The sequence below is a fragment of the Microbispora sp. H10836 genome (genome assembly GCF_012999525.1).
Classification (GTDB): domain Bacteria; phylum Actinomycetota; class Actinomycetes; order Streptosporangiales; family Streptosporangiaceae; genus Microbispora.
Genome location: NZ_JABBWU010000017.1, coordinates 26,272 through 49,690 on the forward strand (window position 1 = coordinate 26,272; position 23,419 = coordinate 49,690).

Genomic DNA, 23,419 nt, shown 5'->3' on the forward strand with positions numbered 1-23,419 from the left:
ACAAGTCACGACCGGTACGCCGGTCGGCCCGACCCCGGTACCTGACACGGCCGGAGCGGGTTATCCATGAGGAGCATGAAATGCCCAAGCCCACCAAGGGCGCCCGTCTCGGCGGCAGCCCGTCCCACGAGCGGCTGATCTTGGCGAACCTCGCCACGGCGCTGTTCCAGAACGGCCGGATCACCACCACCGAGGCCAAGGCCCGGCGACTCCGTCCGCTCGCGGAGAAGCTGATCACCAAGGCGAAGAAGGGCGACATCCACAACCGTCGCCAGGTGCTGACCGTCGTCCGCGACAAGGGCGTCGTCCACCACCTCTTCACCGAGATCGCCCCGACGTACGCCGAGCGTCCCGGTGGCTACACCCGGATCACCAAGCTCGGCCCGCGTAAGGGCGACGCTGCCCCCATGGCGGTCATCGAGCTGGTGACCGAGCAGCTGAACCCGGTCCGGGTCTCCCGCTCGGCTCCGGCCGCGCCCGCCGCCGAGGCCGCTCCGGCCCCCGCGGAGGTCGAGGAGACGCCGGCGGCGCAGGACGAGGCCGCCGAGAGCACCACCGCCGAGGCCTCCGAGGCCGCCCCGGCGGAGGGCGACAAGAAGGACGAGGCCTGATCCCAGGCTCCGTGAGCGGGCTCAGCTTCCCTTCGGGGGACGCTGGGCCCGCTCTTCGTTTGTGCACCGTACGAGGGATGTCGTGAGGCGAGAACTGCGGCTGAGGCTGGACCTGGGCTACGACGGGACGGACTTCTCGGGCTGGGCGCGCCAGCCCGGGCGGCGGACCGTGCAGGGGGAGATCGAGGACGCGCTCGGCCGGGTCCTGCGCCTGGACGCCCCGCCGCCGCTCACGGTCGCGGGCCGCACCGACGCCGGCGTCCACGCGAGGGGACAGGTGGCGCACGCCGACGTTCCGCTCGCCGCGCTGGCCGCCGCCGTCTCCGGGCGCGCCCCCGTCCCGGCGGAGCCGGAGGAGGCGTGGGAGGAGCGCGGCGCTGAGTGGCTCGCTGCGCTGACGAGGCGGCTGGCCGGCGTGCTGCCCCCCGACGTGCGGGTGCACGCCGTCAGCGTGGCCCCAGAGGGCTTCGACGCCCGGTTCTCCGCGCTGTCGAGGCGGTACGGCTACCGGGTGGCCGACGCCCCCGGCGGCGTCGACCCGCTGAGGCGGCGCGAGGTGCTGTGGTACGCCCGTCCGCTGGACGTGGACCTGCTGAACGCGGCCGCCGCCCGGCTGCTGGGCGAGCACGACTTCGCCGCCTTCTGCCGCAGGCGCGAGGGCGCGACCACGATCCGCGAGTTGCAGCGGCTCGACTGGGTAAGGGGCGAGGACGGAATCCTCCTCGCGACGGTGGTCGCCGACGCGTTCTGCCACTCGATGGTCCGGGCGCTGGTCGGGTCGCTGCTGACCGTCGGGGAGGGCAGGCGGCCGGTCGAGTGGCCGGTCGAGGTGCTGGCGAGAGCCGTACGGGATTCGGGCGTGCACGTCGCGCCCGCGCACGGTCTCACGCTGGAGGAGGTGCGCTACCCCGGGCCGGAGGAACTGGCGCGGCGGGCCGCCGCCACCCGCCGGGTGCGCACGCTGAGCCGCTGACCGTCGGCCGAGGGATCGGCGGGGTCGCCCCGCGGCATTCACCCCACAGCGCGCCGTGCCAAGGGCCGCTGCGCCATGTGCGCCCTTGGGGTGCCGAGCGCCGTATCCGTGCGCTGAGCCGCCGACGCCGCGCCGCGCGACGACGCTGCGCCGCCGCGACGACGCCGCGCCGCGGCGGCGCGCGGCCTCCCGCCGGGGCCGCGCGCCGGGATCGTCAGCGGCTCGCGCGCTTTTCGATCACCTTCGCCGTGTTGTCGCGGAAGGCGCCGCTGACCGGCCCGAGGTTCGCGTCGTCCGTCTGCGGCGTGTGCCCATCCGCGTAGGTGGCGTAGCTGAACACGATGTAGCGTCCCCACACCATGCCCGCGGCGTAGCCGCCGGAGATCGACACCTTGTCCGCGCCGCTCTTCTTGTCGCCGTCGAGGCCGCGGAACCACACGTTCGTACCGAGATTCTTCGTCTGGTCCACGGCGAGGGCCTCGGTCTTGCCGGGGAGCACGGCGATGCCCGTGGTCACGGCGTACTGGCGTTTGCCGTCGACGTACGTCGCCCTGAGCACCCTGCGGCACTGCTGCTCGGTGAGGGCCTGCGCGAACGCGCCCGCCGCCGCCTTGCCGCAGTCGTCGGTCACGTCGACCTTGACCCGGCGGTACGTCCGCCCGGCCAGCGTCACCTTCTCGTCCGGGAACGCCTCTTCCGGCTTGAGGGTCTTGGGGTCGGTCTGCTCCGAGTCGAGGATCGCGGAGGCGACCGTGGAACTCGGCTGCGGCTCGTCGGAGGGGGGCGCGGTGGTGGCCGCCGGTGTGCGGGCGGCCTGGTCGCCGCCCGGTTCGCCGGAGTAGGCGAAGTAGGCGGCGGTGCCGATCGCCCCCACGACGACCGCCGCTCCGGCGGCCATCAGGATCCGCTTGGCCTTCCCGCCGGACGGGGAAGTGCCGGTGGGCCCCAGCGTCGCCGGGAGGTTGCCCTGGGGGGACAGGCCGCCGGGGGTGGACGGATCCGGCCCGAATCCGGGCGGAGGCGCCGGCTTGCCCGCCTTGGCGGGCGTCACCGGCGTGAACGCGAACGGGGTCTCGTCGGTCGGCTGCGAGGGCGAACCGGTCGTGGGAGAGGTTGTCGCCATCTGTCCTGAATTGGGGGTAGGGGAGTCCGCCCCGTTGGCGCCGTCGCTCGCGGACGGGCCCGTGGGCGGCGTGTCGGATGACGCCGCGCCCGGGGGCACGGCGAATGGCGGGACATCCGCGAAGGACGCCTCGGACGGTGCCTGGGACGCCGTGTCGGCCGGCGTCTCGTCCTGTGTCCCCAGTGGTGTCCCGGACGGTGCGCTGTCCTGCGCCTGACTCGGGGCGCTCGGTGTGTGCGGGGGCGGCGGCGGGAGCAGCGGCTGTGTCGTCCTGTCGGGGGACGCGGGCTGCGGCTCGCCGTGCGCGGTGCTCGGCTCGGGGTACGCGGGATGGCGGTCCGGCTCGTGTGGTGCGCCGGGCGCGTGGAACCCCTCGGCCGGCGTCGCCGCATGGGTGATCTCGGCCCCGAATCCCGCGGGCGGTCCCGCAGGGCCCGGCGGGGGAGGATACGGCCCCGGCGCGCCCGGTGGCGGGACGCTCATTCCGGGCACGTCTCGCGGCGAATCGCCAGGTCCGGGCGCGTCCGTCCCCGTGGGCCCCTCGGACGCCCACTCCGTGGGAGCGGCGAGCGGCTCCCCACCCGGCCGCGCGTACGGGTTGGGGTCGGCCCCGGCTTCGGGGTGCCGGGTGGAGATGTCCGCGCTCGCGCCGCCCGGGAGCGGCTGCCCGGCGGACTCGCCGGTCCCGCCGGTTCCCCCGCCGGTAGGCGTACCGGCGTGATGCGGGGCGTCGGCGGGCGCGCCGGGGTGTCCGGGCGCGTCGCCCGGCGTTCCGCCGGACGGGGCCGCGGACGCCTGCGCGGTGCCGTGCTCGTTCTGGTAGGTGTCCACCGGGGGCCAGGAGGTGCCCGCGGGCAGCTCTCCCTGGGGATACGGCTCGCCCGGCAGCCGTGGCGGCCACACGGGGACGTCGCCGGGCTCCCCGGGACGGATCTGGTCCGGGGACGCGGCCCCCTGCGCGTGCGCCTGCGTGCCGGGGGGCTGCGGACCGGGCGGGAGCGGCGCCTGCGACGGGTCCGCCGCCGGATATCCCTGGTGGGGCGCCTGCGCCTGGGACCACGCCTCCCCTGCGGGCGGCTGCCCCGCGGCGGGGGCGGGCCCCCATTCGGGGAACGACGGCACGCCGGGCGCCGTTTCAGCGGGCGGGGCGGACTGTGGGGCCCCCGCGTTCTGCTGATCCGGGCCGTAGGGCGCCGGTGCCGTGGGGGTGCCGCCGTGGTGCGGCCAGGCGGACCCGGCGGGGTCCTGCCACGGCTGCCCGGGGGATCCGCCGTACGGCGTTTCCGCGCCGGTCTGTCCCTGGGGGCCCGTGTCGTACGGCGAGGGGGACCCGCCGAAGGCACCGGGAGCGGCCGGTTCGCCGGACGGCGGAGCCGGCCACGTGGTGGGGCCGGTGTCACCCGTCGCGGCCGGTGCGGGGCCCTGCTGCCACTGCGACTCGTCGCCCGAGTGGGGCCAGGAGCTCACGCCGGGCTGTGCGCCGTACTGCGGAACGGGCTGTGCACCGGGCTGTGCACCGGGCTGCGCACCGTATTGTGCGCCGGGCTCGCCGCCCGGGGCGGGCCACATGTGCGGGGCGCCGGGCGGGGGTGGCTCCTGCTGCCAGGGCTGGGGGGCCGCGCCCACGGGCGGTTCCCAGGCAGGCCCCGCGGGGCCGGGCGGCTGCCATGCCTGTGGGTTCGCGCCGGGCGGCGGCTGCCAGGCCGGGTTGGCTCCGTCCGCCGGAGGCTGCCAGGCGTGCGGCCCGGAGCCGTACGCGGACTGCTGCGGGGGCGGGGGAGTCTGCGGGTACGCGGGGCCGCCCGCGCTCTGGCCTGGCTGCCAGGACGGCGGCCCGGGCTGCCAGGAGGGTGCGCCGGGACCCGGTGCGCCCTCCCAACGTGGGGCGTTCGGATCCGCCGGCGGATGTCCGTAGGGGGCGGTGGGGCCGGCCCCCGCGCCAGGGCCCTCCTGCGCCCGGCCCACGGCCTCCGGAGCGGCCGGGGGCTGCCAGGACACCACTCCCTGGCCTTCGGGCTGCCAGGAGGGCGCTCCGGGACCCGGCGCCTGCTCCCATCGGGGGGCGTTCGGATCGGCCGGGGGCTGCCAGGGGGGTCCGGCCGGAGCGGGCGGCTGCCATGCGGGCGGGCCGTATCCCGGCTGCCGCTGGTCGCCCTGGCCGGGCTGTGGCTGGTCGCCCTGGCCGGGCTGCGGCTGCCACGTGTGGACACCCTGGCCCTCCGGCGGCTGCCAGGCGTGCGGTCCGGAGCCGTACGCGGGCTGTGGCGGCACGGCGCCGGGATACGGCTCGCCGGGCGCGGGCGAGCCGAGGCCCTCGTCGCCGGGCGGGCGCGGCGCGGGAAGGGGCCTGGCGTCCCCCGGCACACCGGAGGAGGGCGGCGGGGGACCGTACGCGGGAACGGCCCGGAATCTGTTGGTGCTCTCCGGGTCGTCGGCGGCCGGTTCCGGCGCCCTGAGACCGCCGGGGAGGCCATACCTGGTCGGGTAGGGAACGGCGGGCGGCGCGGGCCGGTCCGCCGCGCCGGCGGCGTCCTGGGCCCAAGCCGTGCCGTCGTCCGCGGGGGACTGCCCGGACCCGGGCGCCGGGGTCTGCCCGAAGCTCGGGGGTGGCGTCGGAGGTGTCGCCGAGCCCTCGGCGTCCGCCTCACGGTGGGCCCACGCCGTTTCGTGTTCGTGCTCGGAGCCGGAATCCTTGCCACGCATAGCCGGAAGCGTAACGGCGCGGGCGCGATCGGCGTGCCCCTATGGGCGTTTCGGTCCGTGCCGCCCCAGCTCGCCCACCGGCTCCCACCTCAGCGAACGCCTGGCCTCAGCTGGGGCCACCGGTCAGCGAGCGGGTGTCGAGGGCAGGGAAAACAGTCGCGTCGGTGACGTCCACCGCGGCCTGGTAGAGCCGCTTCTGCTCGGTCTTGGTCGGTTTGTGGCCGTCCTTGAACTGGAACCAGAGCAGCACCGCGTAGTGGCCGTGGGTCCAGCCGCCCGCGTACGCCTCGCCCGTGCCGAGGTGCTTGCTGGCCTCGTCCTTGCCCGGCAGCGGCTTGAGGTAGTCCTTGCGCTCGCCGCCGCCTCCGGCGGAGGCGACCTTCTTCGCCGAGGCGGAGGTCCGCAGGTTGGCGACGCCCACGGTGCCGATGATCGTGCCCTTGGCGTCCGCGAAGCTCGCCCGCAGAAGCTGCGTGCATCCGCCCGCTTTGAGCGCCTTTGTGATTTTGTCGCCGGTGACGCCGTCCGCGCATTTCTTCTCCCTGCGCACGACCGTGCGGACGTACGACCGCTTGTCCTTGAGGAATTTGCGCTTGGGGAACAACTCGCCGAGTGACAGCGGGCTTTTGTCGGTCGCCCGGGAGCCCGTGTAGCCGTACTTGCCGGAAGGGCCCTCGGAGACGAGCGGGGTGGACCGCTTGGTGGGCGCCGGAGCGGCCGCCGGCGGCTTCTCGTTGCTCGCGGCGTACCACAGGCCGGTGAACAGCGCTCCGATCAGGGCCAGCAGGCCGAGGCCGAGGGCCCAGGGGCGTCGCCACCAGGGGCCCTTCACGTCGGGATCCCACACCGGCTCCGGCGGCGCGGGCACCCGCGGCGCGGTGGGCTGCCGCCGCGCGTCCCAGCCGTCACCCGGCTGACCGGGCGGGGGCGGGTAGGGGCCCGGGCCCGACGCGAGCTCCTCCACGCGGTGCGGGCCCTCCTGCTCATACGGCCCGCGTCCGGCGTACGGCGGCTGCTCGGGCCGATAGGGCTGGTAGGGGGCCTGCTCGCGTTCGTACGGCGACTGCTCGCGTTCATATGGCGATTGCTCGCGGGCGTACGGCGACGGCTCGCGCTGGTAGGGCGGCTGCTCGCGTTGGTAGGGCGGCTGGCCCCCGCCGTACGGGGGCGCGTCGCGACGGCCGGCGAGGGGCGAGTCGTCCCCGCCGGAGTACGGAGGCAGGTCCCGCCTGCGGGGGTCCGGAGGCTGGTGCGGCGGAGGTGGTTGCTGGTCGCCGGGGTAACCCATGGCGCTGAGATTAGTCGGCGTTTCGGACAGACGACGAAGGGTCAGGAATACCCGAAGTCCTCGGTCCACCACGGGCCGCCGTCCCCCGTGCTCACGCCGACCCCGGTCGCGACCAGGCGGCAGTCGAGCAGCGTGGCACGGTCGCTCCGCCCGGCCATCCAGCCGCGTACGACCGCCGCGGCGGTCTGGTAGCCCCTCGCGATCGTTTCGGCTCCGCCCTGGGAGTAGCCCGCCGCGCCCATGCGGTCCCAGGGAGTGGCGCCGCCGGGCGAGCTGTGCCGGAACAGGCCGCTCGACGCCATCTCCGCCGAATGCGCGCGGGCGGACTCCACGAGGCGGGGGTCCACACGCAGGGGACGGCAGCCGTGCTTGCGGCGCTCGGCGTTGACCAGGCGCACGACCTCGGCCTCCATCGAGGCGGCCCGCATCGCGTCGGCGTCGTACGCGCCGCCGCCTCCGTCCGCCCCGGGGGTGAGGACGCTGTACGGCGAGCCGCCGCCGGAGCCGTCGATCACCGTGGAGGGCGGCTGTTCCTTGCGGGGCCTTTGCTGCGGCACCTCCCCGGGGGTGACCGGAGCCACAGTGCGCAGGACGTGGTCGAGGGCGGGCCGGTCGCGCGGCACCGCGCCCGGCGCGCTCGCGCGGGGCGACAGGGACGGCTCCGACTTACGGAGATAAACCTCGTCGACCTCGCCCGACCCGGCGCTCATCCGGCCGATCACGACGCCGGTGAGCAGAATGGCCACGGCGCACGCCAGCAGACCCATCTGAGTCCCCCGCAGGGGGCCACGGAAGGTGTGATTTTTGTGAGGGGTCTGCCACATACCGCAGTCAAATATAGGGATCCTCGCCATGGGGATGAAGGGGCGTTTGGGTATGGATTTGATGAACGTTCAAATGTGTCGTTCCAATGAGGCCCCCCTCTCGCTGTTTTGACCGGACGGCATCGGGTCGGTAGTCTGCTAGTTCGTTGTGTGTGGATCGGTCTGTCCGCAGACCGGTGCACGGCGCGTCCGGCGCCTTCTCCCGTACATGTGGAGACGGAGGTTGTCGCCGTGCCTGCGCAACCTACCGAGAGTTCACATTTCCGACAGAAGGCACTGCCGTGCGCACGTTCTCACCGAAGCCCAACGACGTCGAACGTCAGTGGTACGTCATCGACGCGACCGACGTCGTGCTCGGCCGGCTGGCCAGCCAGGTGGCGACCCTGCTCCGCGGGAAGCACAAGCCGATCTTCGCCCCGCATGTCGACACGGGTGACTTCGTCATCGTCATCAACGCCGACAAGATCGCCCTGAGCGGCAACAAGCTCGAGCAGAAGAAGGCGTACCGCCACTCGGGTTACCCCGGCGGTCTGCGCGCCGTCTCCTACGGCGAGCTCATGGAGAAGCGTCCGGACCGGGCCGTGGAGAAGGCCGTCCGGGGCATGCTTCCCAAGAACGCTCTCGGCCGGAAGATGGCCAAGAAGCTCAAGGTGTACGCCGGTGGCGAGCACCCGCACCAGGCCCAGCAGCCGGTGCCCTTCCAGATCACCCAGATCGCCCAGTAATCGCGAGCCAGGAAAGTTAAGAGGAGAACCGTGGCCGAGCCCACCGGTATCGAGACGCTCGTCGAGGGCGAGCCGGAAGACTACACCGCGGAGGAGTTCCCCTCCGAGTACACCACCGAGTCGGCCCCCGCCGGCGACGGCGCCGTCCGCAAGCCCGTCACCACGGGCAACTCGTACGGCACCGGCCGCCGCAAGGAGGCCATCGCCCGGGTCCGCATCGTGCCGGGCACCGGCAAGTGGACGATCAACGGCCGCTCGCTGGACAGCTACTTCCCGAACAAGGTCCACCAGCAGCTGATCAACGAGCCGTTCGTCGTGCTCGGCGCCGAGGACGCGTTCGACGTCATCGCCCGCATCGACGGCGGCGGCGTGACCGGCCAGGCCGGCGCGCTGCGCATGGGCCTGTCCCGCGCGCTCGCCGCGCTGGACGCCGAGGTCAACCGCCCGCCGCTGAAGAAGGCCGGCTTCCTCACCCGTGACGCCCGCGCCACGGAGCGGAAGAAGTACGGCCTCAAGAAGGCCCGCAAGGCTCCTCAGTACAGCAAGCGTTAATGTCGGGGGAGCCCGTAGGCGCCTCCTCACGGGGGCGCCTCTTCGGCACCGACGGGGTACGTGGGGTCGCCGGGCGCGACCTCACCGCGGAGCTGGCCATGGACCTGTCCGTGGCCGCCGCGCACGTGCTCGGCGATGCCGGGGCGTTCCACGCCAGCGTCGGGCGGCGCGGCCGCCCGATCGCCGTCGTAGGCCGGGACCCGCGGGCTTCAGGTGAATTCCTGGAGGCCGCCGTGGTCGCCGGCCTCGCGTCGTCAGGCGTGGACGTCCTGCGGCTCGGCGTGCTGCCCACCCCGGCGGTCGCGTACCTGACCAACGCGCTGGGCGCCGACCTCGGCGTCATGCTCTCCGCGTCGCACAACCCCGCGCCGGACAACGGCATCAAGTTCTTCACCCGCGGCGGCTACAAGCTGCCCGACGCGGTGGAGAACGAGATCGAGCAACGGCTCGGGGAGAAGTGGGACCGCCCGGTGGGCGCGTCCGTCGGCCGGGTCCGGGAGGCGTACGGCGAGGCCGACCGGTACGTCGCACACCTGCTGACCACCCTGCCCCACGGCCTCGACGGGTTGCGCGTCGTCATCGACTGCGCGCACGGCGCCGCGCACATGGTCGCCCCGGAGGCGCTGCTGCGCGCCGGCGCGACCGTGGAGACCATCGGCGCCGCCCCGGACGGGTTGAACATCAACGACGGGGTGGGCTCGACCCACCTGACGCCCCTGCGGGAGGCCGTCGTCGCGCGCGGCGCCGACCTGGGCATCGCCTACGACGGCGACGCCGACCGCTGCCTCGCGGTCACGGGTACGGGCGAGGAGGTCGACGGCGACCAGATCATGGCGATCCTGGCCCTGTCGATGCAGGCCGACGGACGCCTCGCCAAGGACACGGTCGTGGCGACGGTCATGTCCAACCTGGGGTTCAAGATCGCCATGCGGGAGGCCGGCCTGTCCGTGGTGGAGACCGCGGTCGGCGACCGGTACGTCCTGGAGGCGATGCAGGACGGCGGCTACAACCTGGGCGGCGAGCAGTCCGGTCACGTGATCATGCTGGATCACGCCACGACCGGGGACGGCCTGCTCACCTCGCTGCACCTGATGGCCGAGGTGGCCCGGCAGGGCCGCTCCCTCGCCGACCTCGCCTCGGTGATGACGAAGCTGCCGCAGGTGCTCGTCAACGTCCGGGACGTGGCGAAGTCGAAGGCGTCCGCGCCCGCACTGCGGGCGGCGGTGGCCGAGGCCGAGGCGGAGCTCGGGCAGACCGGCCGCGTGCTGATCCGGCCGAGCGGAACCGAGCCCATGATCCGGGTCATGGTCGAGGCCGAGTCGCACGACCAGGCCAGGGCCGTGGCGGACCGCCTCGCGGAGGTCGTCCGCACGGTCTGCGTCTGACGCCGCACGCGTCACGACTCCTGAGGACCCCGCCAGGCGCGTGCCCGGCGGGGTTCCTTATTGGAAGCCCTTCTCAATTGCGCAATGTGGGCGTAACACTGGTGCATGTCTTGTTTGACCGGTGTTCGGTCGGATGCGTTAAGAGGCCGTGAAAGGGAATCGGACGCGCTGCGCGCACTGACGGACCGGGCCCGAACCGGTGCGGGCGGATGCCTGCTCCTCCTCGGCGGACCGGGTGCGGGAAAGACCGCGTTGCTCGACCTCGCCGCCGCGCACGCGGCCACCGGCACCCCCGGCGAGCCGGGGTTCCTCGTGCTCCGCACCCAGGGCGTCGCAGGTGAGACCCACCTGCCGTACGCCGGGCTGCACGCGCTGCTCCGGCCGATCGCCGACCGGCTGGACACGCCGGCGGCCGATACGCGGGTGCTCGCCGAGGCGCTGCGGACCGGCGCGGCCGCGGGCGGCCTGGCGCTGCCGGCCGCGCTGCTGCGGCTCCTGCAGGCCGCCGGGCGCCCGGTGCTGGTGTGTGCCGACGACCTCCAGTGGCTCGACGCCCCAAGCCGGGAGGCGATCTGCTTCGTGGCCCGCCGGGTGGGGACGATCCCCGTCGCCGTGCTGCTGGCCTCCGCGCAGCCCGGCGCCGCCCCCGGCGACCTGCCGCCGCTGCCGCTCGCCCCGCTCGACGAGAGGGCGTCGCGGCAGGTGCTCGACGATCTCGTCCCCGAAGGCCTGCCGGGAGACCTGCGTACGGCACTGGTCCGGGCGGCCCGGGGCAACCCGCTCGCGCTGGTGGAACTCACCGGCTCGCTGACCGACGAGCACCGCAAGGGCGCGGCGCCGCCGCCCGAGACGCCGCCGCGCGGCGGCCGCCTGTGGCGGGCGTACGCCGATCGGCTCCGCGGCCTGCCCGCCGACACCGCCGACCTCGTCCTGCTGATCGCGGCCGATCCCGGCATCGACGCGGTCACGTTGACGCGGGCGGCGGACGCGCGGTCCGGGCTGGCGGCCCTGGAGGCGGCGGAGGCCGCGGACGTCGTGGTCGAATGGCCGGACGGCGGCTTCGACCTCGCCGACCCGCTCCTGCGCCACGTGGCCTACGCCGAGGCGTCCCTCGCCCGGCGGCGGGCCGTCCACCGCCTGCTCGCGGGCCTTCTCGGCGATGTTTCCGGCGATGTTTCCGGCGGTGCCATCGGTGGGGAGCGCCGGCGGCTGCGGCGGGCGTGGCACCGCGCCGCCGCCCTCGACGGTTCCGCGCGGGAGCTTGCCGAGGAGCTCGTACGGGCACTGGCGGAGGCGCCGAAGGCGACGTCGGCGGCCTTCCCGGAACCGTTCCGCGTCCTCGAACGGGCGGCCGAGCTCACCGGGCACGGCGAGGCCAAGGCCGCACGGCTGGCGGCCGCCGCCCAGCACGCCTGGCAGGCGGGACAGCCGCAGCGGGCGAGGTCGCTGCTGTCCAGGATCGACACGCTCGCGGCCGGCGCCGAGGTGCGCGGCCGGGCCGAGCTGCTCAGGGGCAGCCTGGAGCTGCGGGCGGGCAAGACCGACAGCGCCTGCGACACGCTGCTCGCCGCCGCGGAGCGGCTGCTGCGCACCGACCGCGAGCAGGCCGTACGCGCGCTGGTCCGGGCGGGTGAGGCGAGTTACCTGGCGGGGGACAACCGGCGGTTCCTGACGATCGCCCGGCGGGCCGAGACGCTGCGGCGGCCCGACGACGACCACGTCACGCGCATGGCGCTGGAGTATCTCGGGGGCATGGCCGCGACGTTCCGCGGCAGGCATCGGGAGGCGACCGCCTTCCTGCGCCGCGTCGCCACCGGGGTGATGGCGCCGCCCTCGGCCGGCAGTCCCTCGGCGCTCGTGTGGGGCGGCGTGGCGAACCTCCTGCTCGGCAACGGCGCCGCCGCGCTCACCCTGACCTCCCGGGCGGTCGAGCTCGCGCGTGCCCACGGCGCGGTCGCCCGCATGCCGCAGATGCTGGAGATCCTCATCCAGGCCCAGCAGTGGATGGGCCGTTACGACGCGGTGGCGGCCAACGCCATGGACGGCCTGCGCCTGGCGCAGGAGACGGGCCGTGCCGTCAGCGGCGCGCAGCACCTGGCCTGGCTCGCCTTCACCGCCGCCGTCGAGGGCGACGAGGAGACGTGCGCCCTGCGGGCGGCGCGCGCCGTCGAACTGGCCGCAGCCCACGGCGTCAGCGTGGCCGAGGCGCTCGGCACGCTCGCGCTGGCCCATCTGGACGTCGCGGCCAACCGCCACGCCGACGCCGTGAACCGCCTGCGCGCAGTGGCCCGCACGGGAGACCCCCTCGTCGTACGGGTGATGGCGACGCCGTTGCTCGTCGAGAGCGCCGTGCGGACGGGGGACGTCGCGCAGGCGCGGGACGCGCTGGTCGTGCTGGAACGCTGGGTGGACAGCACCCGCGACCCCGACCGGCTGGCGCTGGCGGCCCGATGCCACGCGCTGCTGGCGCCCCCGGACGAGGCCGGGGAGCGTTTCGCCCAGGCGCTGGAACTGCACCGGCAGGGGTCGTGCGCGTTCGAGACCGCGCGCACGCGGCTGTTGTACGGCGGCATGCTCCGGCGGTCGCGCCGCCCGGGCGCCGCCCGTGAACACCTGCACGGCGCGCTGGAGACGTTCGAACGGTACGGCGCCCGCCTGTGGAGCGCGCACGCCCGTGCGGAGCTGCGGGCGGCGGGGGAGTCGGTGCGGCCCACGGGCTCTCGTTCGGAGGCCGGCCGGCTGCTCACGGCTCAGCAGTTCCAGATCGCCACCCTGGTGGCGGAGGGCGCGACGAACCGGGAGGTGGCGGCCCGGCTGTTCATCAGCCCGCGAACGGTGGAGCACCACCTGAGGAACATCTTCGCCAGGCTCGGCGTGCGCTCCCGGGTCGAACTGGCCCGACTGCTGCCGTGAACCGGCCGTTGGAACCCGTGATATCCAGTTCTTCCCAACGCCCGCCCCCGGGACCGGGTGTCCCAAGGGCCTACCGACGATGAGCAAGGATCACGCAGTGACGCTTGACGCCCAGCGCGCGCATATTCTCTCGGGCCGGATGTACAACGACCTCACCGACGAACTCATCGAGGCACGCCGGCGCGCCGTGCTGCTGACCACCGAATACAACAACAGTTTCGGGCAGCCGCAGCACGACCGTGAGGTGATCCTGCGCCGCCTGCTGCGCCAGGTCGGACAGGACTGCCACTTCGAGCCGACATTCCGCTGCGAGTTCGGTTTCAACATCAGCATCGGTGACCACTTCTACGCCAACTTCGACTGCGTCATGCTCGACGGCGGGGGCATCACCATCGGCCACCACGTGCTCTTCGGTCCCCGCGTCGGCATCTACACCAGCAACCACGCCATCGACGCCGCGGAACGCGCGGCCGGCGCCTGCTACGCCAAGCCGGTGACGATCGGAGATCACGTCTGGATCGGCGGCGACGTCACCATCAACCAGGGCGTGACGATCGGCGACAACTCGATCATCGGTTCCGGCAGCGTGGTCACCCGCCCGATCCCCTCCGGCGTCATCGCCGTCGGCTCCCCCGCCCGGGTGCTGCGCACGATCACCGAGGCGGACAAGAGCGGCTACCGGCCCTGACCTCCAGAACCGGCTTCTGGTGAGCGCCTTCTGGGCCAGTGGTTCGTCGGGGCCCGTGGTCGGCGGGGACCGGTGATTACACCGATGCGCGCACGGGCCTGACGGCGCGACAGTGGCGGCAGGTCAGACCGTTCGCGGGAACCGGCCCGCGTGCCGTTCCCACTCCTACCCCCCAAGGAGTGCACCGACGTGCCGACACACCCCCCAACCCCATTCCCGCACCGGACATCCTCCATGGTCACGACGCTGGCGCTCGTCGTGCTGCTCGCGCTGGCCGGCGGTCTGCTCACCGCTCCCGCCGCCCACGCCGCCGTACACGGCCCGGACCCGACGGACGCGCTCCTCGAGGCGTCGCGCGGGCCGTACGCGACCGCGCAGACCGACGTGTCGTCGTTGTCCGTGAGCGGCTTCGGCGGCGGAACCATCTACTACCCGACCACCACGTCCGAGGGGACGTTCGGCGGCGTGGCCATCGCCCCCGGCTACACGGCCGACAAGTCCAGCCTCGCCTGGCTGGCCGCCCGGCTCGCCTCGCACGGCTTCGTGGTGTTCAACATCGACACGCTGACGCGGCTCGACCAGCCCGACAGCCGCGGCCGGCAACTGCTGGCCGCGCTCGACTACCTGACCCAGCGCAGCTCGGTCCGCGGCCGGGTGGACGCGACCAGGCTCGGCGTCATGGGCCACTCGATGGGCGGCGGCGGCACGCTAGAGGCCGTCGACGACCGGCCGTCCCTGCGGGCCGCGGTCCCGCTGACCCCGTGGAACCTCGACAAGACCTGGTCGGACGTCCGGACGCCCACGCTGATCATCGGCGCCGAGGCCGACACCGTCGCGCCGGTCGCCTCGCACTCCGTGCCCTTCTACACCAGCCTGCCCTCGTCGCTCGACAAGGCGTACCTGGAGCTGAACGGTGCCACCCACTTCGCGCCGAACACGACCAACACCACCATCGGCAAGTACGCCGTGGCCTGGATGAAGCGGTTCGTCGACGACGACATCCGCTACGACCGCTTCCTGTGCCCCGGCCCCGGCAGGAGCCTGGCCGTCGAGGAGTACCGCAGCACCTGCCCCTTCTGACACACCTCATGACGGCGGCCGCCCCCCAGCGGCCGCCGTCTCGAGTCATTCGTGCGCTTTGAGCTGCCCGTCGAGCGTCCATATCCCGACTTCGACGCCGGCTACGCGTCGCCTGTACATCTCCCGCTCGGTCAGGATGCACAGGTCGCCGAGGCCGAGCCCGCTCATCGCGTGATCCGCCAGCCCGATCCCCGTGCCACCGCCTCCGAGGAGTTCACGCAGAAAGGGTTCGCCCCACTCCACCGTGTGGCAGCACCCAGGGGGCTTCACCTCTGATGACCAGGTCGAGGAGCGCATGGAGCTTCTTCGCTCGATCCCGCCGGTCGTGTCCGTTGCCGAGCTGCGCGATGTATCGCTTCAGCCGCAGCTCCTCAACGGTCTTCCGCTGATGCTGGTTCTTGCCCGGTACGTCGAGGAGGTTGCAGAGAATCGACGTGTCCACGAACTCCACACGGCGAGCCATGATCACCCGATCCCCATAAGGCGGTCGAACTCGGAGAAGTCGCTGCGCCGCTCCTCGCTGAGCAGACCCGCGGTCACGACGGACCCCAGATCGCCCTGCGCCATCAGCCGGGGATACCCGTCCAACTCGGGCAGGGGGGTGAGCGTCGACTCCTGTGTTTCCGGGTCCCGCGAACAGACGACCACTGACTTGTGATCCTCGGCGGACAGCCCCGACAGCAGTGCGGGACTGTGAGTGGTGAACAGCACCTGAGCTCCGTCGTCCTTGACCGCCCTGCGTACGAGTTCGAGGGCCTTTCCTGCCTGTGAGGGATGCAGGCCGTTCTCCAACTCCTCGATCACGACGGTCACGGAGCGTTCGCGGTCCGGCATGCCGCCCAGATCCACATCCCGGCCATGAGTGATCAGGGTCGTCGCGATGGCCATGAAACGCAGGAGACCGTCGCTCATCTCCCGGGCGGGGGTGATGGCCCGGCCCTCGCGCAGCGCGAGCATGACGTCGTTCAGTTCGGACCGGACAACCTCGATGCCCGTCACCTCGTGTTCCACGAGATCGCGGACGAGCTCGACCAACTGGGCGAACTGATCAGGATCGCGCTCCGCCATCTGGCCAATGACGGCCGAGAGGTTCTCGCCGGTGCGCCGCAGCCGCACGTCGCGCCCCGGTACGTACTGCCGCATGAGATGGGGGACGGGATCGAGATGGAAGACGCCCTGAAGGGCTTCCAGCATGTCCTCCGCCGCCTGGACCACATGGCGTTCTGTTTCGGTGTCCTGGGCCAGCCGGAGCGGAAGCTGCGTCGTGAGCAGTCGGGTCGCACGGAAGGACGCCACTGGGCCACGTCCCCGGGTTCCCCGGTACCACGTGGCGTCGATGCTCCCGCTTCCCGGTGCCGGGTCACGGGTCGTCAGTAGTTTGTGCCAGATTTTGGAGGAGGGGTCCTTCGTGTTGCGCACTCTGCCGGACACGCCCGTTAGCGTCTCGCTGAGGATCTCCGGTTCCGGTCGTACCCGCACGGTCACATCGAGATCGATGAGAGCGTAGCCGCTGCCGGCCTGCTCGAGCGACACGACCGTGCAGCCAAGACGGAAGCGGTCGGTTCCGTGTGGGGGACAGCCCTCGATTCCTCCCCGGAGCGGCCCCTCGTCCCCTCGGCGGCTGTCGAGGGCCTCCACGAGGTCAGCCCCCGTCGCCAGCCGGGAGAGCACCTCCAGCCCGTCGAGGGCGTTGGACTTGCCGCTGCTGTTGCGCCCGATGAGCACGGTCATGCCGCCCAACCCCATCACCGAAGCACTGCGGAACGACTTGAACTCAGTGAGGCGGAGTTGCGCCAGGCGCGGTCTCATGTGTTCCACCGTAGCGACACTAAGGGGCGTCAGAGAGCGCGTCCGTGCCCCGCATCCGGCCGCGTGCCGAGTTCGGCGAGGCTGTCGGTCGTGGGGACGTCTTTGGTGGGGTTTGCCTCCGCCTGATCCAGGATCTCGCCCGGACCCGGCCGGCGTGCGTTCGCGATCGGCTTGGCGAGCGGGTACTCCTGCAGCGACCGGTCAGGGAAGGACGCCTGCGGGGTCGCGGACGCTCCGGCGCAGGCGCGCGGCGTCCTGGCTTGGAGGTGCGCCGAACTGGCGGCGGTACTCCCGGCTGAACTGTGACGGGTTGTCATAGCCGACGCGGTGGCCGACTCCGGTGACGTCGCCCGGGTGGGTGGCGAGCAGCAGCCGGGCCTCCTGCAGCCGGATCTGCTTCTGGAACCGGATGGGGCTCATCGCGGTCACCGCGTGGAAGTTGCGGTAGAAGGCGGACACGCTCATGCCGGACAGCCGCGCCAGGTCCTCGACCCGGAAGGGCTGCGCGTAGTGCTCGCGGATCCAGCGCACGGCCCGGGAGACATGGCTGAGGCCGCTGTCGGCGAGGCCGAGCTGGCGAACCGTCGCGCCCTGCTCGCCGGTGATCAGGCGCCACAGGATCTCGCGCTTGACCAGCGGGGCCAGCACGGCCCGGTCGCGGGGCTCGTCGAGCAGGCGCAGTAGCCGGACCACCGCGTCGAGCAGAGCAACCGGAGCGTCGCTGACGACGATCCCCGGCGCCGCGCCCCCACCGGTGGGGGGAGTGTCTCCGGGCGCGGCCCGCAGCAGCAACTCGGCGACGGCGGGCGGTTCCAGGACGAGACCGAAGCCCAGCGCCGGCCGCTCGGGATCCGCCTGGGTGAACTGCCCGGTGACCGGCAGGTCGACCGAGGCGACCAGGTACTGCCCGGCGCCGTACTCGAAGATCCGGTCACCGAGCGCGAGCCGTTTGGCGCCCTGGGCGATGACCGCCAGCACGGTGCCGGACATCGAGGGCGCCGGCGGGTCCGACCGGTCGACGTGCTGCTGACCGGCCTGGACGAGGGGAGCCCCGGCGCGAGCGAGCACTGCGTCGTCTACCTGGTCTCGCGTTCCGCGTCCGATCCCGACGTCGTCCATGTCATCGAGGGCTGGACCAGCGAGGAGGACCATCACCGGATCTTCGCCGGCGAGGCCGCCCAGGACATCGTGGCGCGGATCGGCGGACTGCTGGCCAAGGAGTCCGAGTACGCCGACCACGTCCCGGTGCGCGGCAAGGCCGCGTTCTGACCCCGCCGATCGCTCAGCAACCCTCCCTCCCCTACGAAAGGCAGTGACCATGACCCCGGCACGCCCCGGCCTGGACCCCGAACTGCGTGAGCTGCTGGCCGGCATGCCTCTCATGTCCCAGCTCGACCAGGAAGTGCTCGCGCAACTGCGCCGGCTCCCGTCGACACCAATCGAGCCCCTCCTCGCACACCGGCAGGTCGACCGGCACGAGGTCATCGTGCCCGCCGCGGACGGCACCCCCATCCCCATGTCGATCTTCAAGACCGCGGACGCCGTCGCCGCGCCCTGCGTCTACTGGATGCACGGGGGCGGAATGGTCATGGGCGACCGCTTCTCGCAGATCGACATCCCGCTTGAGTGGCTCGACCGGTTCGGCGCGGTCGTGGTCTCCGTGGAGTATCGGCTCGCACCGGAGGCCACCGGGACCGCCCTGGTCGACGACTGCTACCAGGGCCTGCTCTGGATCGCCGAGCACTCCGCCGAACTGGGCATCGATCCCGCCAGGATCGTCGTCGCGGGCGCCAGTGCGGGCGGCGGCCTCGCCGCCGGCGTCACGTTGCTGGCCCGAGACCGCGGCGCCCCGCCGATCGCCGCGCAGATGCTGATCTGCCCGATGCTCGACCACCGCAACACCAGCACGTCGAGCCGCCAGTTCTCGGGCGGTCCCGGCGTCTGGACCCGCGAGATGAACGAGTTCGGATGGCGCTGCGTCCTCGGCGACCTCACCGGCGACGAGGTGCCCCCGTACGTCTCGCCCGCGCTGGCGGACGAACTGTCGGGCCTGCCGGCCACCTACATCGACACCGGCTCCGCCGAGGTCTTCCGCGACGAGGACGCCGACTACGCCACCCGCATCTGGGCGGCCGGCGGCCAGGCGGAGCTGCACGTCTGGGCGGGCGGCTGCCACGGATTCGACGCCCTGTATCCGCAGGCGCGGATCTCGGCCACGGCTCGCCGGACGCGCACCGACTGGCTCGCCCGAGTGCTGCGCCCGGATTTCACGAACGGGAGCTAGTCGTCGCCGGTGAGGGACAGGGAGCGCAGGCGCTGGCCGGTCCAGACGACGGCGCCGACCGTGACGAGGACCACCGCCGGTACGGCGAAGCCGAGTGTCACCTCGCTGGAGAAGAACGGCGAGGAGGAGATCTGGTCGGCGAGCGACTGGGCCCACTGCTGGATGGAGAACTTCCGCGCGCCGGGCACGTAGCCGCCGACCACGCCCTCCCACAGGAGGGCGTAGATGACGCCGACCGCGACCGCGTGGCGGGTGAGCACACCCAGCAGCAGGAACACCGCGGCGTACGCGATGCCGCCGAACAGCGCCCCGAGGGTGAAGCCGGTCGCGACGCCCGACTCCGAGCCGGTCAGGAGATAGGCGGCGGCGAAGGTCGAGACGGCCGCGAACACCGCGACGAGGGAGGCGGCGACCACGAACTTCGTCACCGCGATCACCGGCCGGGAGATCGGCTTGGACAGCAGGTGGATGATCGTGCCGTCCTCGATCTCCGGGGCGATCACGCCCGTCCCGGCGATCAGCCCGAGCAGCGGCAGCATCGTGCCGATCGCGAAGCTCTTCATCAGGGTCACGGCGGTCTGCTCGTCGTGGCCGTTGATCAGTCTCAGCAGCGCGGCGAGCGCGACCAGCGCGACCGGCAGCAGGATCAGCAGCCAGATCCGCTTGCGCCCGAGCATGGCCCGGTAGGTGATGTCCGCCACCACCGTGTTCATCGCGCGCCTCCGGAGATCAGATAGGAGAAGACGCTTTCCAGGTCCTCGTCGGTGGGGGAGACCTGCCACAGACGCACGCCGAGGTCGCGCGCGATCCGGGGCAGGAGCGCGGTGAAGCGCGCATGGTCGGTCACCTGCACCTCGACGCCCTGCTCGGCCAGGGTGACCGCACTGGAGGCGGGGTCGGAGATGAGGGCGGCGGCCAGGCGCCGGTCGTCGCTCGACCTGACCCGGAACAGGTGCGGCCGGTCGGCCATGCGCCGCCGGATCTCGCGGTAGTCCCCGGACGCCGCGTGCCGCCCGGCGACCAGGACCTCGATGTGGTGGGCCACCCGCTCGACCTCTTCGAGGATGTGCGAGCTGAACAGGATGGTCCGGCCGTCCTCGCCCATGCGGCGGACGAGGTCCATGAGGTGGAGCCGCTGCCGGGGGTCCATGCCGTTGAACGGCTCGTCCAGGAGCAGCACCTGGGGGTCGTGGACGAGGGCGGCGGCGACCTTCACACGCTGCCGCATGCCCTTCGAGTACGTCTCGATGCGACGGCCGGAGGCGTCCGTCATCTCCACCAGGTCGAGGGCCCTGCGGGCCGCGTCGGCGGGCGAGGGCAGACCGTGCAGCCGGGCGGACGAGAGCACGAACTGCCATCCGGTGAGGAAGCCGTACACGGCCTCCTTCTCGGGGACCAGGCCGATCTGCCGGTAGATCTCGTGGTTGTGCCAGATCTGCCGGCCGTCGAGGGTCGCCGTGCCGCTGGACGGCGCGAGGAACCCGGCCATCATGTGCAGCAACGTCGACTTGCCCGCGCCGTTCGGCCCGAGCAGGCCGGTGACGCCGGGCCCGATCGTCATCGTGACGTCGTTGACCGCGACGACGTTGCCGTACCAGCGGGACACCTGGGCGAGTTCGAGTACGCCCTGCCGGGTGGCCACGGGAGAGCTTGTGGTGGTCACGACGCCGCCTTCCGGTAACGGAGGAGTACGCCCGTCACGGCCAGGGCGATCACGGCCAGCAGGATCGCGCACGACGCGATGCCCGACGGATAGCCCTCGCCGGTGGCCGGTGCGGTGCCGAACAGCGCCGACTGGACGCTGTCGACGAGGAAGAACGGGTTGAGGAGCAGCGCCCACGGCGCGACGGAGTCGCGGCCGGACACCGACAGCACTGCGAAGAAGGTGGTGGAGACGGCTGCGGTGAACATGAAGAACGCGATCACCACCGCGACGCCGAGCCCGCGGCGCGGGGTGAACGACGCCAGGGCGATGCTCACGGTGGACAGCAGCAGCGCGAAGAGCACGGCGCCGCCCAGCGCGCCCAGGTAGTCGCCGGTGTGCGGCGGTCCGGGCAGGTCCACCAGCAGTTCGCCGACGAACTGGATGGTGAGCGGCACGGCCAGCAGGCCGAACAGCGCGATCGCCAGCGCGGTCAGCTTCGCCAGGACGTAGTCGGTGACGGTCAGCGGGCGGGACAGGTACAGCGGCAGCACGCGGAAGCGCAGATCCGGCGCGACCAGGTACGGCGACTGCGCGGCGAGGAAGACCGCGATCACCGCCTGCATGAAGATCGCGTATCCCGGATAGGGCATGACGTACTGCTTGGCGAGCGCCATCACGCCGATCGACACGACCGTCGGCATCAGCATGATCGCGACCAGCAGCAGCGGCATGATCTTGGCGCGGGTCGTGCGGCCGAGCCCGAACACGCCGCGCAGGCTCTGCACGCCGAGGGCGAGCGTCGCCCGGCCGCGCCCCAGCCGTACGCCGTCGTAGTGGCGGTATCCGATGTCGTGGATGACCGCGGTCGGCTCTGTCGTCATGCCACCGGCTCCTTGAAGACGTCCTCGATGCGGCCCCGGCGCTGTTCCAGCCGCAGGAGGCTGAGGCCGAGGTCGCAGACGGCGTCGCGTACGGCGTCGTAGGTGCGGCCGGGGTCGTCCGCGGCCACCTGGACCGTCAGCAGCCTGCCCTGCGCCGCGACCGTCTCGCCGCCGGCGGTGAGGCGTTCGGCCAGCCGCTGCTGCCCCTCCTCGACCTCTACCGCGATGGTCTGCTCGGCCCGGGTGAACTCCCGGATCGCCGACGAGCGCAGCAGACGCCCGCCGTCGATGACGATGACGTGGTCGCACACCCGCTCCAGCTCGCCGAGAAGGTGGGAGGTGACCAGCACGTTGATGCCGAACTCGGTGCCGATGCGCCGGATCAGCGCGAGCATCTCGTCGCGGCCCTGCGGGTCGAGCCCGTTGGTGGGTTCGTCCAGGAAGACCAGCTTCGGGTCGTGGACGAGGGCCTGGGCGAGTTTGACCCGCTGCCGCATGCCCGTGGAGTAGCCGCCCATCGGGCGGTAGCGCTCCTCGTCCAGCCCGACGTGGCGCAGGGTGTCGGCGGCACGCTCACGGGCGGCCGTGCGCGGCAGCCCGGACATCTGGGCCATGTGCACCACGAACTCGGTGGCGGACATGTCCGGGGGCAGGCAGTCGTGTTCGGGCATGTAGCCGACGGCCCGCCGGATCTCGAAGCCCTGCGTGGCCGTGTCGAGGCCGAGCACCGAGGCACTCCCCGAGTTCGGGGAGAGCAGGCCGAGCAGAATCTTGATCAGCGTCGACTTGCCCGCGCCGTTGGCGCCCACCAGGCCGGTCACGCCGGTGCCGCCCGCGACCGTGAGGTCGTCGAGCGCCGTGACGCGGGGGAAGCGCTTGGTCAGCCCCTCGGTCGCGAAGCATGGGGTCGCGCTCGCAGTCATGATCCGACCCTACTGGGCAGGCGAGCGCCGGACCTCCGCCTGATGGAGGAACCCGTCTACGTCTCAGGTATGCCTGTCACGTCCGTCCCCCACCTCCGGCGTACCGGTTCCACAGGGAGCGCTGGAGGAACAGCGTCAGCGCGCCGGCGACGACCATGCCCGTGATGTTGACGAGGAGCTGCAGCGCCGAGCCGCCGACCTCGTCCCAGCGTGAGAGCGCCAGGGCAACGGCCATGTAGCCGGCCGCCGGGACGGTCGTGACGGAGATGAAGACGCCCACCAGTGCAGAGGACTTGCCCGCCGTGATCGACAGCACGCCCGCGGCGCCGGCGAGCAGCGCCACGATGAACGACCACCGGTCGGGCGTCACGATGAAGCGCACCTCGTCGTGGTGCCGCAGGGTGTCGGGGGAGATCCAGCCGAGGCCGCGCGCGACGAGGGCGCAGGCCAGGGTGACGGCGACCGCGGACGCGAAGCCGGTCGCGAGCGCGCGGGAGGCCGTCCCGACGAGTCGCCACCGGCGGCGCAGCAGGCCGAAGGAGACGGCGGCCACCGCGCCGAACTCCGGCCCGAGGACCATCGCGCCGACGATCAGGATCTGCGACGGGATCAGCACGCCGATCGCGGCGATCTGCGTGGCGATGACGAGGAACGCCAGGAACGCCCAGGTGATACGGCTGTCGAGGGCCACCCGCTGCTCGAATTGGTCCCACACCACGGCGTCGTCGCCCTCTCCGGGGGCCTGCTCCTCCGCCTCGGCGGCGCCTCGGGAGATGGACAGCTCGATGTCCTCGGCCGTGATCGAGCCGTCCCGTTCCAGGCCGAGCGCCTTGAGCTCGTCGATGACCGCGTCGGCGGCCTCCCTGGCGACGTCGGCGAGCACGACGTCGCCCTCCGGCCGCCTCGCCGCCCCGCGGAGGAGCACGACGTTGGTGACGCCCGGCGTGCGGTCGAAGACCTCGACGACCTGGCCGGTCCGCTGGAACGGGGCGATGACCCGCAGATGCAGCAC

Annotated in this window: 22 protein-coding genes; 10 read left to right on the forward strand and 12 right to left on the reverse strand. The window is 72.7% G+C overall.

The genetic code is table 11. The annotated features are described in order from the left end of the window. Positions 1–80: 80 nt before the first annotated feature. Positions 81–611, forward strand: coding sequence for a 50S ribosomal protein L17 (gene rplQ / locus HHX30_RS27885; protein WP_169985182.1), 531 nt, complete (start codon positions 81–83; stop codon positions 609–611). An 82-nt stretch (positions 612–693) separates the two neighbouring features. Next, a complete protein-coding gene (gene truA / locus HHX30_RS27890) occupies positions 694–1,584 on the forward strand; it encodes a tRNA pseudouridine(38-40) synthase TruA (protein WP_169985183.1) in 891 nt (296 codons plus the stop codon). 214 nt (positions 1,585–1,798) lie between these two features. On the opposite strand, the gene HHX30_RS27895 is transcribed toward truA, so the two are convergent. From HHX30_RS27895 to HHX30_RS27905, 3 genes are all read right to left on the reverse strand, one after another. Continuing rightward, the gene (locus HHX30_RS27895) at positions 1,799–5,410 is read right to left on the reverse strand and encodes a hypothetical protein (protein WP_169985185.1); all 3,612 of its coding nucleotides are present in this window, start codon (positions 5,408–5,410) and stop codon (positions 1,799–1,801) included. A 106-nt stretch (positions 5,411–5,516) separates the two neighbouring features. Next, entirely contained in the window at positions 5,517–6,698 is a 1,182-nt protein-coding gene (locus HHX30_RS27900) for a hypothetical protein (RefSeq protein WP_169985187.1), read from the reverse strand. A 41-nt stretch (positions 6,699–6,739) separates the two neighbouring features. Further along, positions 6,740–7,465, reverse strand: coding sequence for a CAP domain-containing protein (locus HHX30_RS27905; RefSeq protein WP_169985189.1), 726 nt, complete (start codon positions 7,463–7,465; stop codon positions 6,740–6,742). A 338-nt stretch (positions 7,466–7,803) separates the two neighbouring features. On the opposite strand from HHX30_RS27905, the gene rplM reads away from it, so the two are divergent. From rplM to HHX30_RS27935, 6 genes are all read left to right on the forward strand, one after another. Continuing rightward, positions 7,804–8,247 carry a 50S ribosomal protein L13 gene (rplM, locus tag HHX30_RS27910; RefSeq protein ID WP_030508353.1) on the forward strand — a complete coding sequence of 148 codons (444 nt, stop codon included), beginning with the start codon at positions 7,804–7,806 and terminating at the stop codon, positions 8,245–8,247. 30 nt (positions 8,248–8,277) lie between these two features. Then, positions 8,278–8,799 (forward strand): 30S ribosomal protein S9, encoded by a 522-nt coding sequence (rpsI, locus tag HHX30_RS27915; RefSeq protein WP_169985190.1) that lies wholly within the window; start codon positions 8,278–8,280, stop codon positions 8,797–8,799. Next, a complete protein-coding gene (gene glmM / locus HHX30_RS27920; RefSeq protein WP_169985192.1) occupies positions 8,799–10,184 on the forward strand; it encodes a phosphoglucosamine mutase in 1,386 nt (461 codons plus the stop codon). Before rpsI ends, glmM begins: the two co-directional genes overlap by 1 nt. A 105-nt stretch (positions 10,185–10,289) precedes the next feature. Further along, on the forward strand, positions 10,290–13,097 hold the full coding sequence (locus HHX30_RS27925; protein ID WP_169985193.1) for a LuxR family transcriptional regulator: 2,808 nt from the start codon (positions 10,290–10,292) through the stop codon (positions 13,095–13,097). A 97-nt stretch (positions 13,098–13,194) separates the two neighbouring features. Continuing rightward, positions 13,195–13,785, forward strand: coding sequence for a sugar O-acetyltransferase (locus tag HHX30_RS27930; protein WP_169985195.1), 591 nt, complete (start codon positions 13,195–13,197; stop codon positions 13,783–13,785). A gap of 234 nt (positions 13,786–14,019) precedes the next feature. Beyond that, on the forward strand, positions 14,020–14,865 hold the full coding sequence (locus tag HHX30_RS27935; RefSeq protein ID WP_169985197.1) for an alpha/beta hydrolase: 846 nt from the start codon (positions 14,020–14,022) through the stop codon (positions 14,863–14,865). Between the two features lie 45 nt (positions 14,866–14,910). On the opposite strand, the gene HHX30_RS42860 is transcribed toward HHX30_RS27935, so the two are convergent. From HHX30_RS42860 to HHX30_RS27950, 4 genes are all read right to left on the reverse strand, one after another. Continuing rightward, positions 14,911–15,033, reverse strand: coding sequence for a hypothetical protein (locus tag HHX30_RS42860; RefSeq protein WP_283246904.1), 123 nt, complete (start codon positions 15,031–15,033; stop codon positions 14,911–14,913). A 46-nt stretch (positions 15,034–15,079) separates the two neighbouring features. After that, the gene (locus tag HHX30_RS40900; RefSeq protein ID WP_211592634.1) at positions 15,080–15,316 is read right to left on the reverse strand and encodes a hypothetical protein; all 237 of its coding nucleotides are present in this window, start codon (positions 15,314–15,316) and stop codon (positions 15,080–15,082) included. A gap of 14 nt (positions 15,317–15,330) precedes the next feature. Beyond that, positions 15,331–16,674, reverse strand: a complete 1,344-nt coding sequence (locus HHX30_RS27945; RefSeq protein ID WP_169985198.1) for an AAA family ATPase — start codon at positions 16,672–16,674, stop codon at positions 15,331–15,333. Between the two features lie 201 nt (positions 16,675–16,875). Continuing rightward, positions 16,876–17,664 (reverse strand): AraC family transcriptional regulator, encoded by a 789-nt coding sequence (locus HHX30_RS27950; RefSeq protein ID WP_249350525.1) that lies wholly within the window; start codon positions 17,662–17,664, stop codon positions 16,876–16,878. Between the two features lie 30 nt (positions 17,665–17,694). On the opposite strand from HHX30_RS27950, the gene HHX30_RS27955 reads away from it, so the two are divergent. Next, positions 17,695–17,943, forward strand: coding sequence for a putative quinol monooxygenase (locus HHX30_RS27955; RefSeq protein WP_211592697.1), 249 nt, complete (start codon positions 17,695–17,697; stop codon positions 17,941–17,943). 49 nt (positions 17,944–17,992) lie between these two features. After that, positions 17,993–18,958 (forward strand): alpha/beta hydrolase, encoded by a 966-nt coding sequence (locus HHX30_RS27960; protein WP_169985200.1) that lies wholly within the window; start codon positions 17,993–17,995, stop codon positions 18,956–18,958. On the opposite strand, the gene HHX30_RS27965 is transcribed toward HHX30_RS27960, so the two are convergent. The 5 genes from HHX30_RS27965 to HHX30_RS27985 all read right to left on the reverse strand — a co-directional run bounded on the left by HHX30_RS27965 (position 18,955) and on the right by HHX30_RS27985 (position 23,419). Beyond that, the gene (locus tag HHX30_RS27965; protein WP_169985202.1) at positions 18,955–19,671 is read right to left on the reverse strand and encodes an ABC transporter permease; all 717 of its coding nucleotides are present in this window, start codon (positions 19,669–19,671) and stop codon (positions 18,955–18,957) included. The two genes, HHX30_RS27960 and HHX30_RS27965, sit on opposite strands and share 4 nt — an antisense overlap. Beyond that, complete coding sequence (locus HHX30_RS27970; RefSeq protein WP_310742199.1) at positions 19,668–20,621, reverse strand: ABC transporter ATP-binding protein; 954 nt, start codon at positions 20,619–20,621, stop codon at positions 19,668–19,670. Before HHX30_RS27970 ends, HHX30_RS27965 begins: the two co-directional genes overlap by 4 nt. Next, positions 20,618–21,484, reverse strand: coding sequence for an ABC transporter permease (locus HHX30_RS27975; RefSeq protein WP_169985203.1), 867 nt, complete (start codon positions 21,482–21,484; stop codon positions 20,618–20,620). Before HHX30_RS27975 ends, HHX30_RS27970 begins: the two co-directional genes overlap by 4 nt. After that, positions 21,481–22,407, reverse strand: coding sequence for an ABC transporter ATP-binding protein (locus HHX30_RS27980; protein WP_169985204.1), 927 nt, complete (start codon positions 22,405–22,407; stop codon positions 21,481–21,483). Before HHX30_RS27980 ends, HHX30_RS27975 begins: the two co-directional genes overlap by 4 nt. Before the next feature lie 76 nt (positions 22,408–22,483). After that, entirely contained in the window at positions 22,484–23,419 is a 936-nt protein-coding gene (locus tag HHX30_RS27985; protein WP_169985205.1) for a DUF389 domain-containing protein, read from the reverse strand.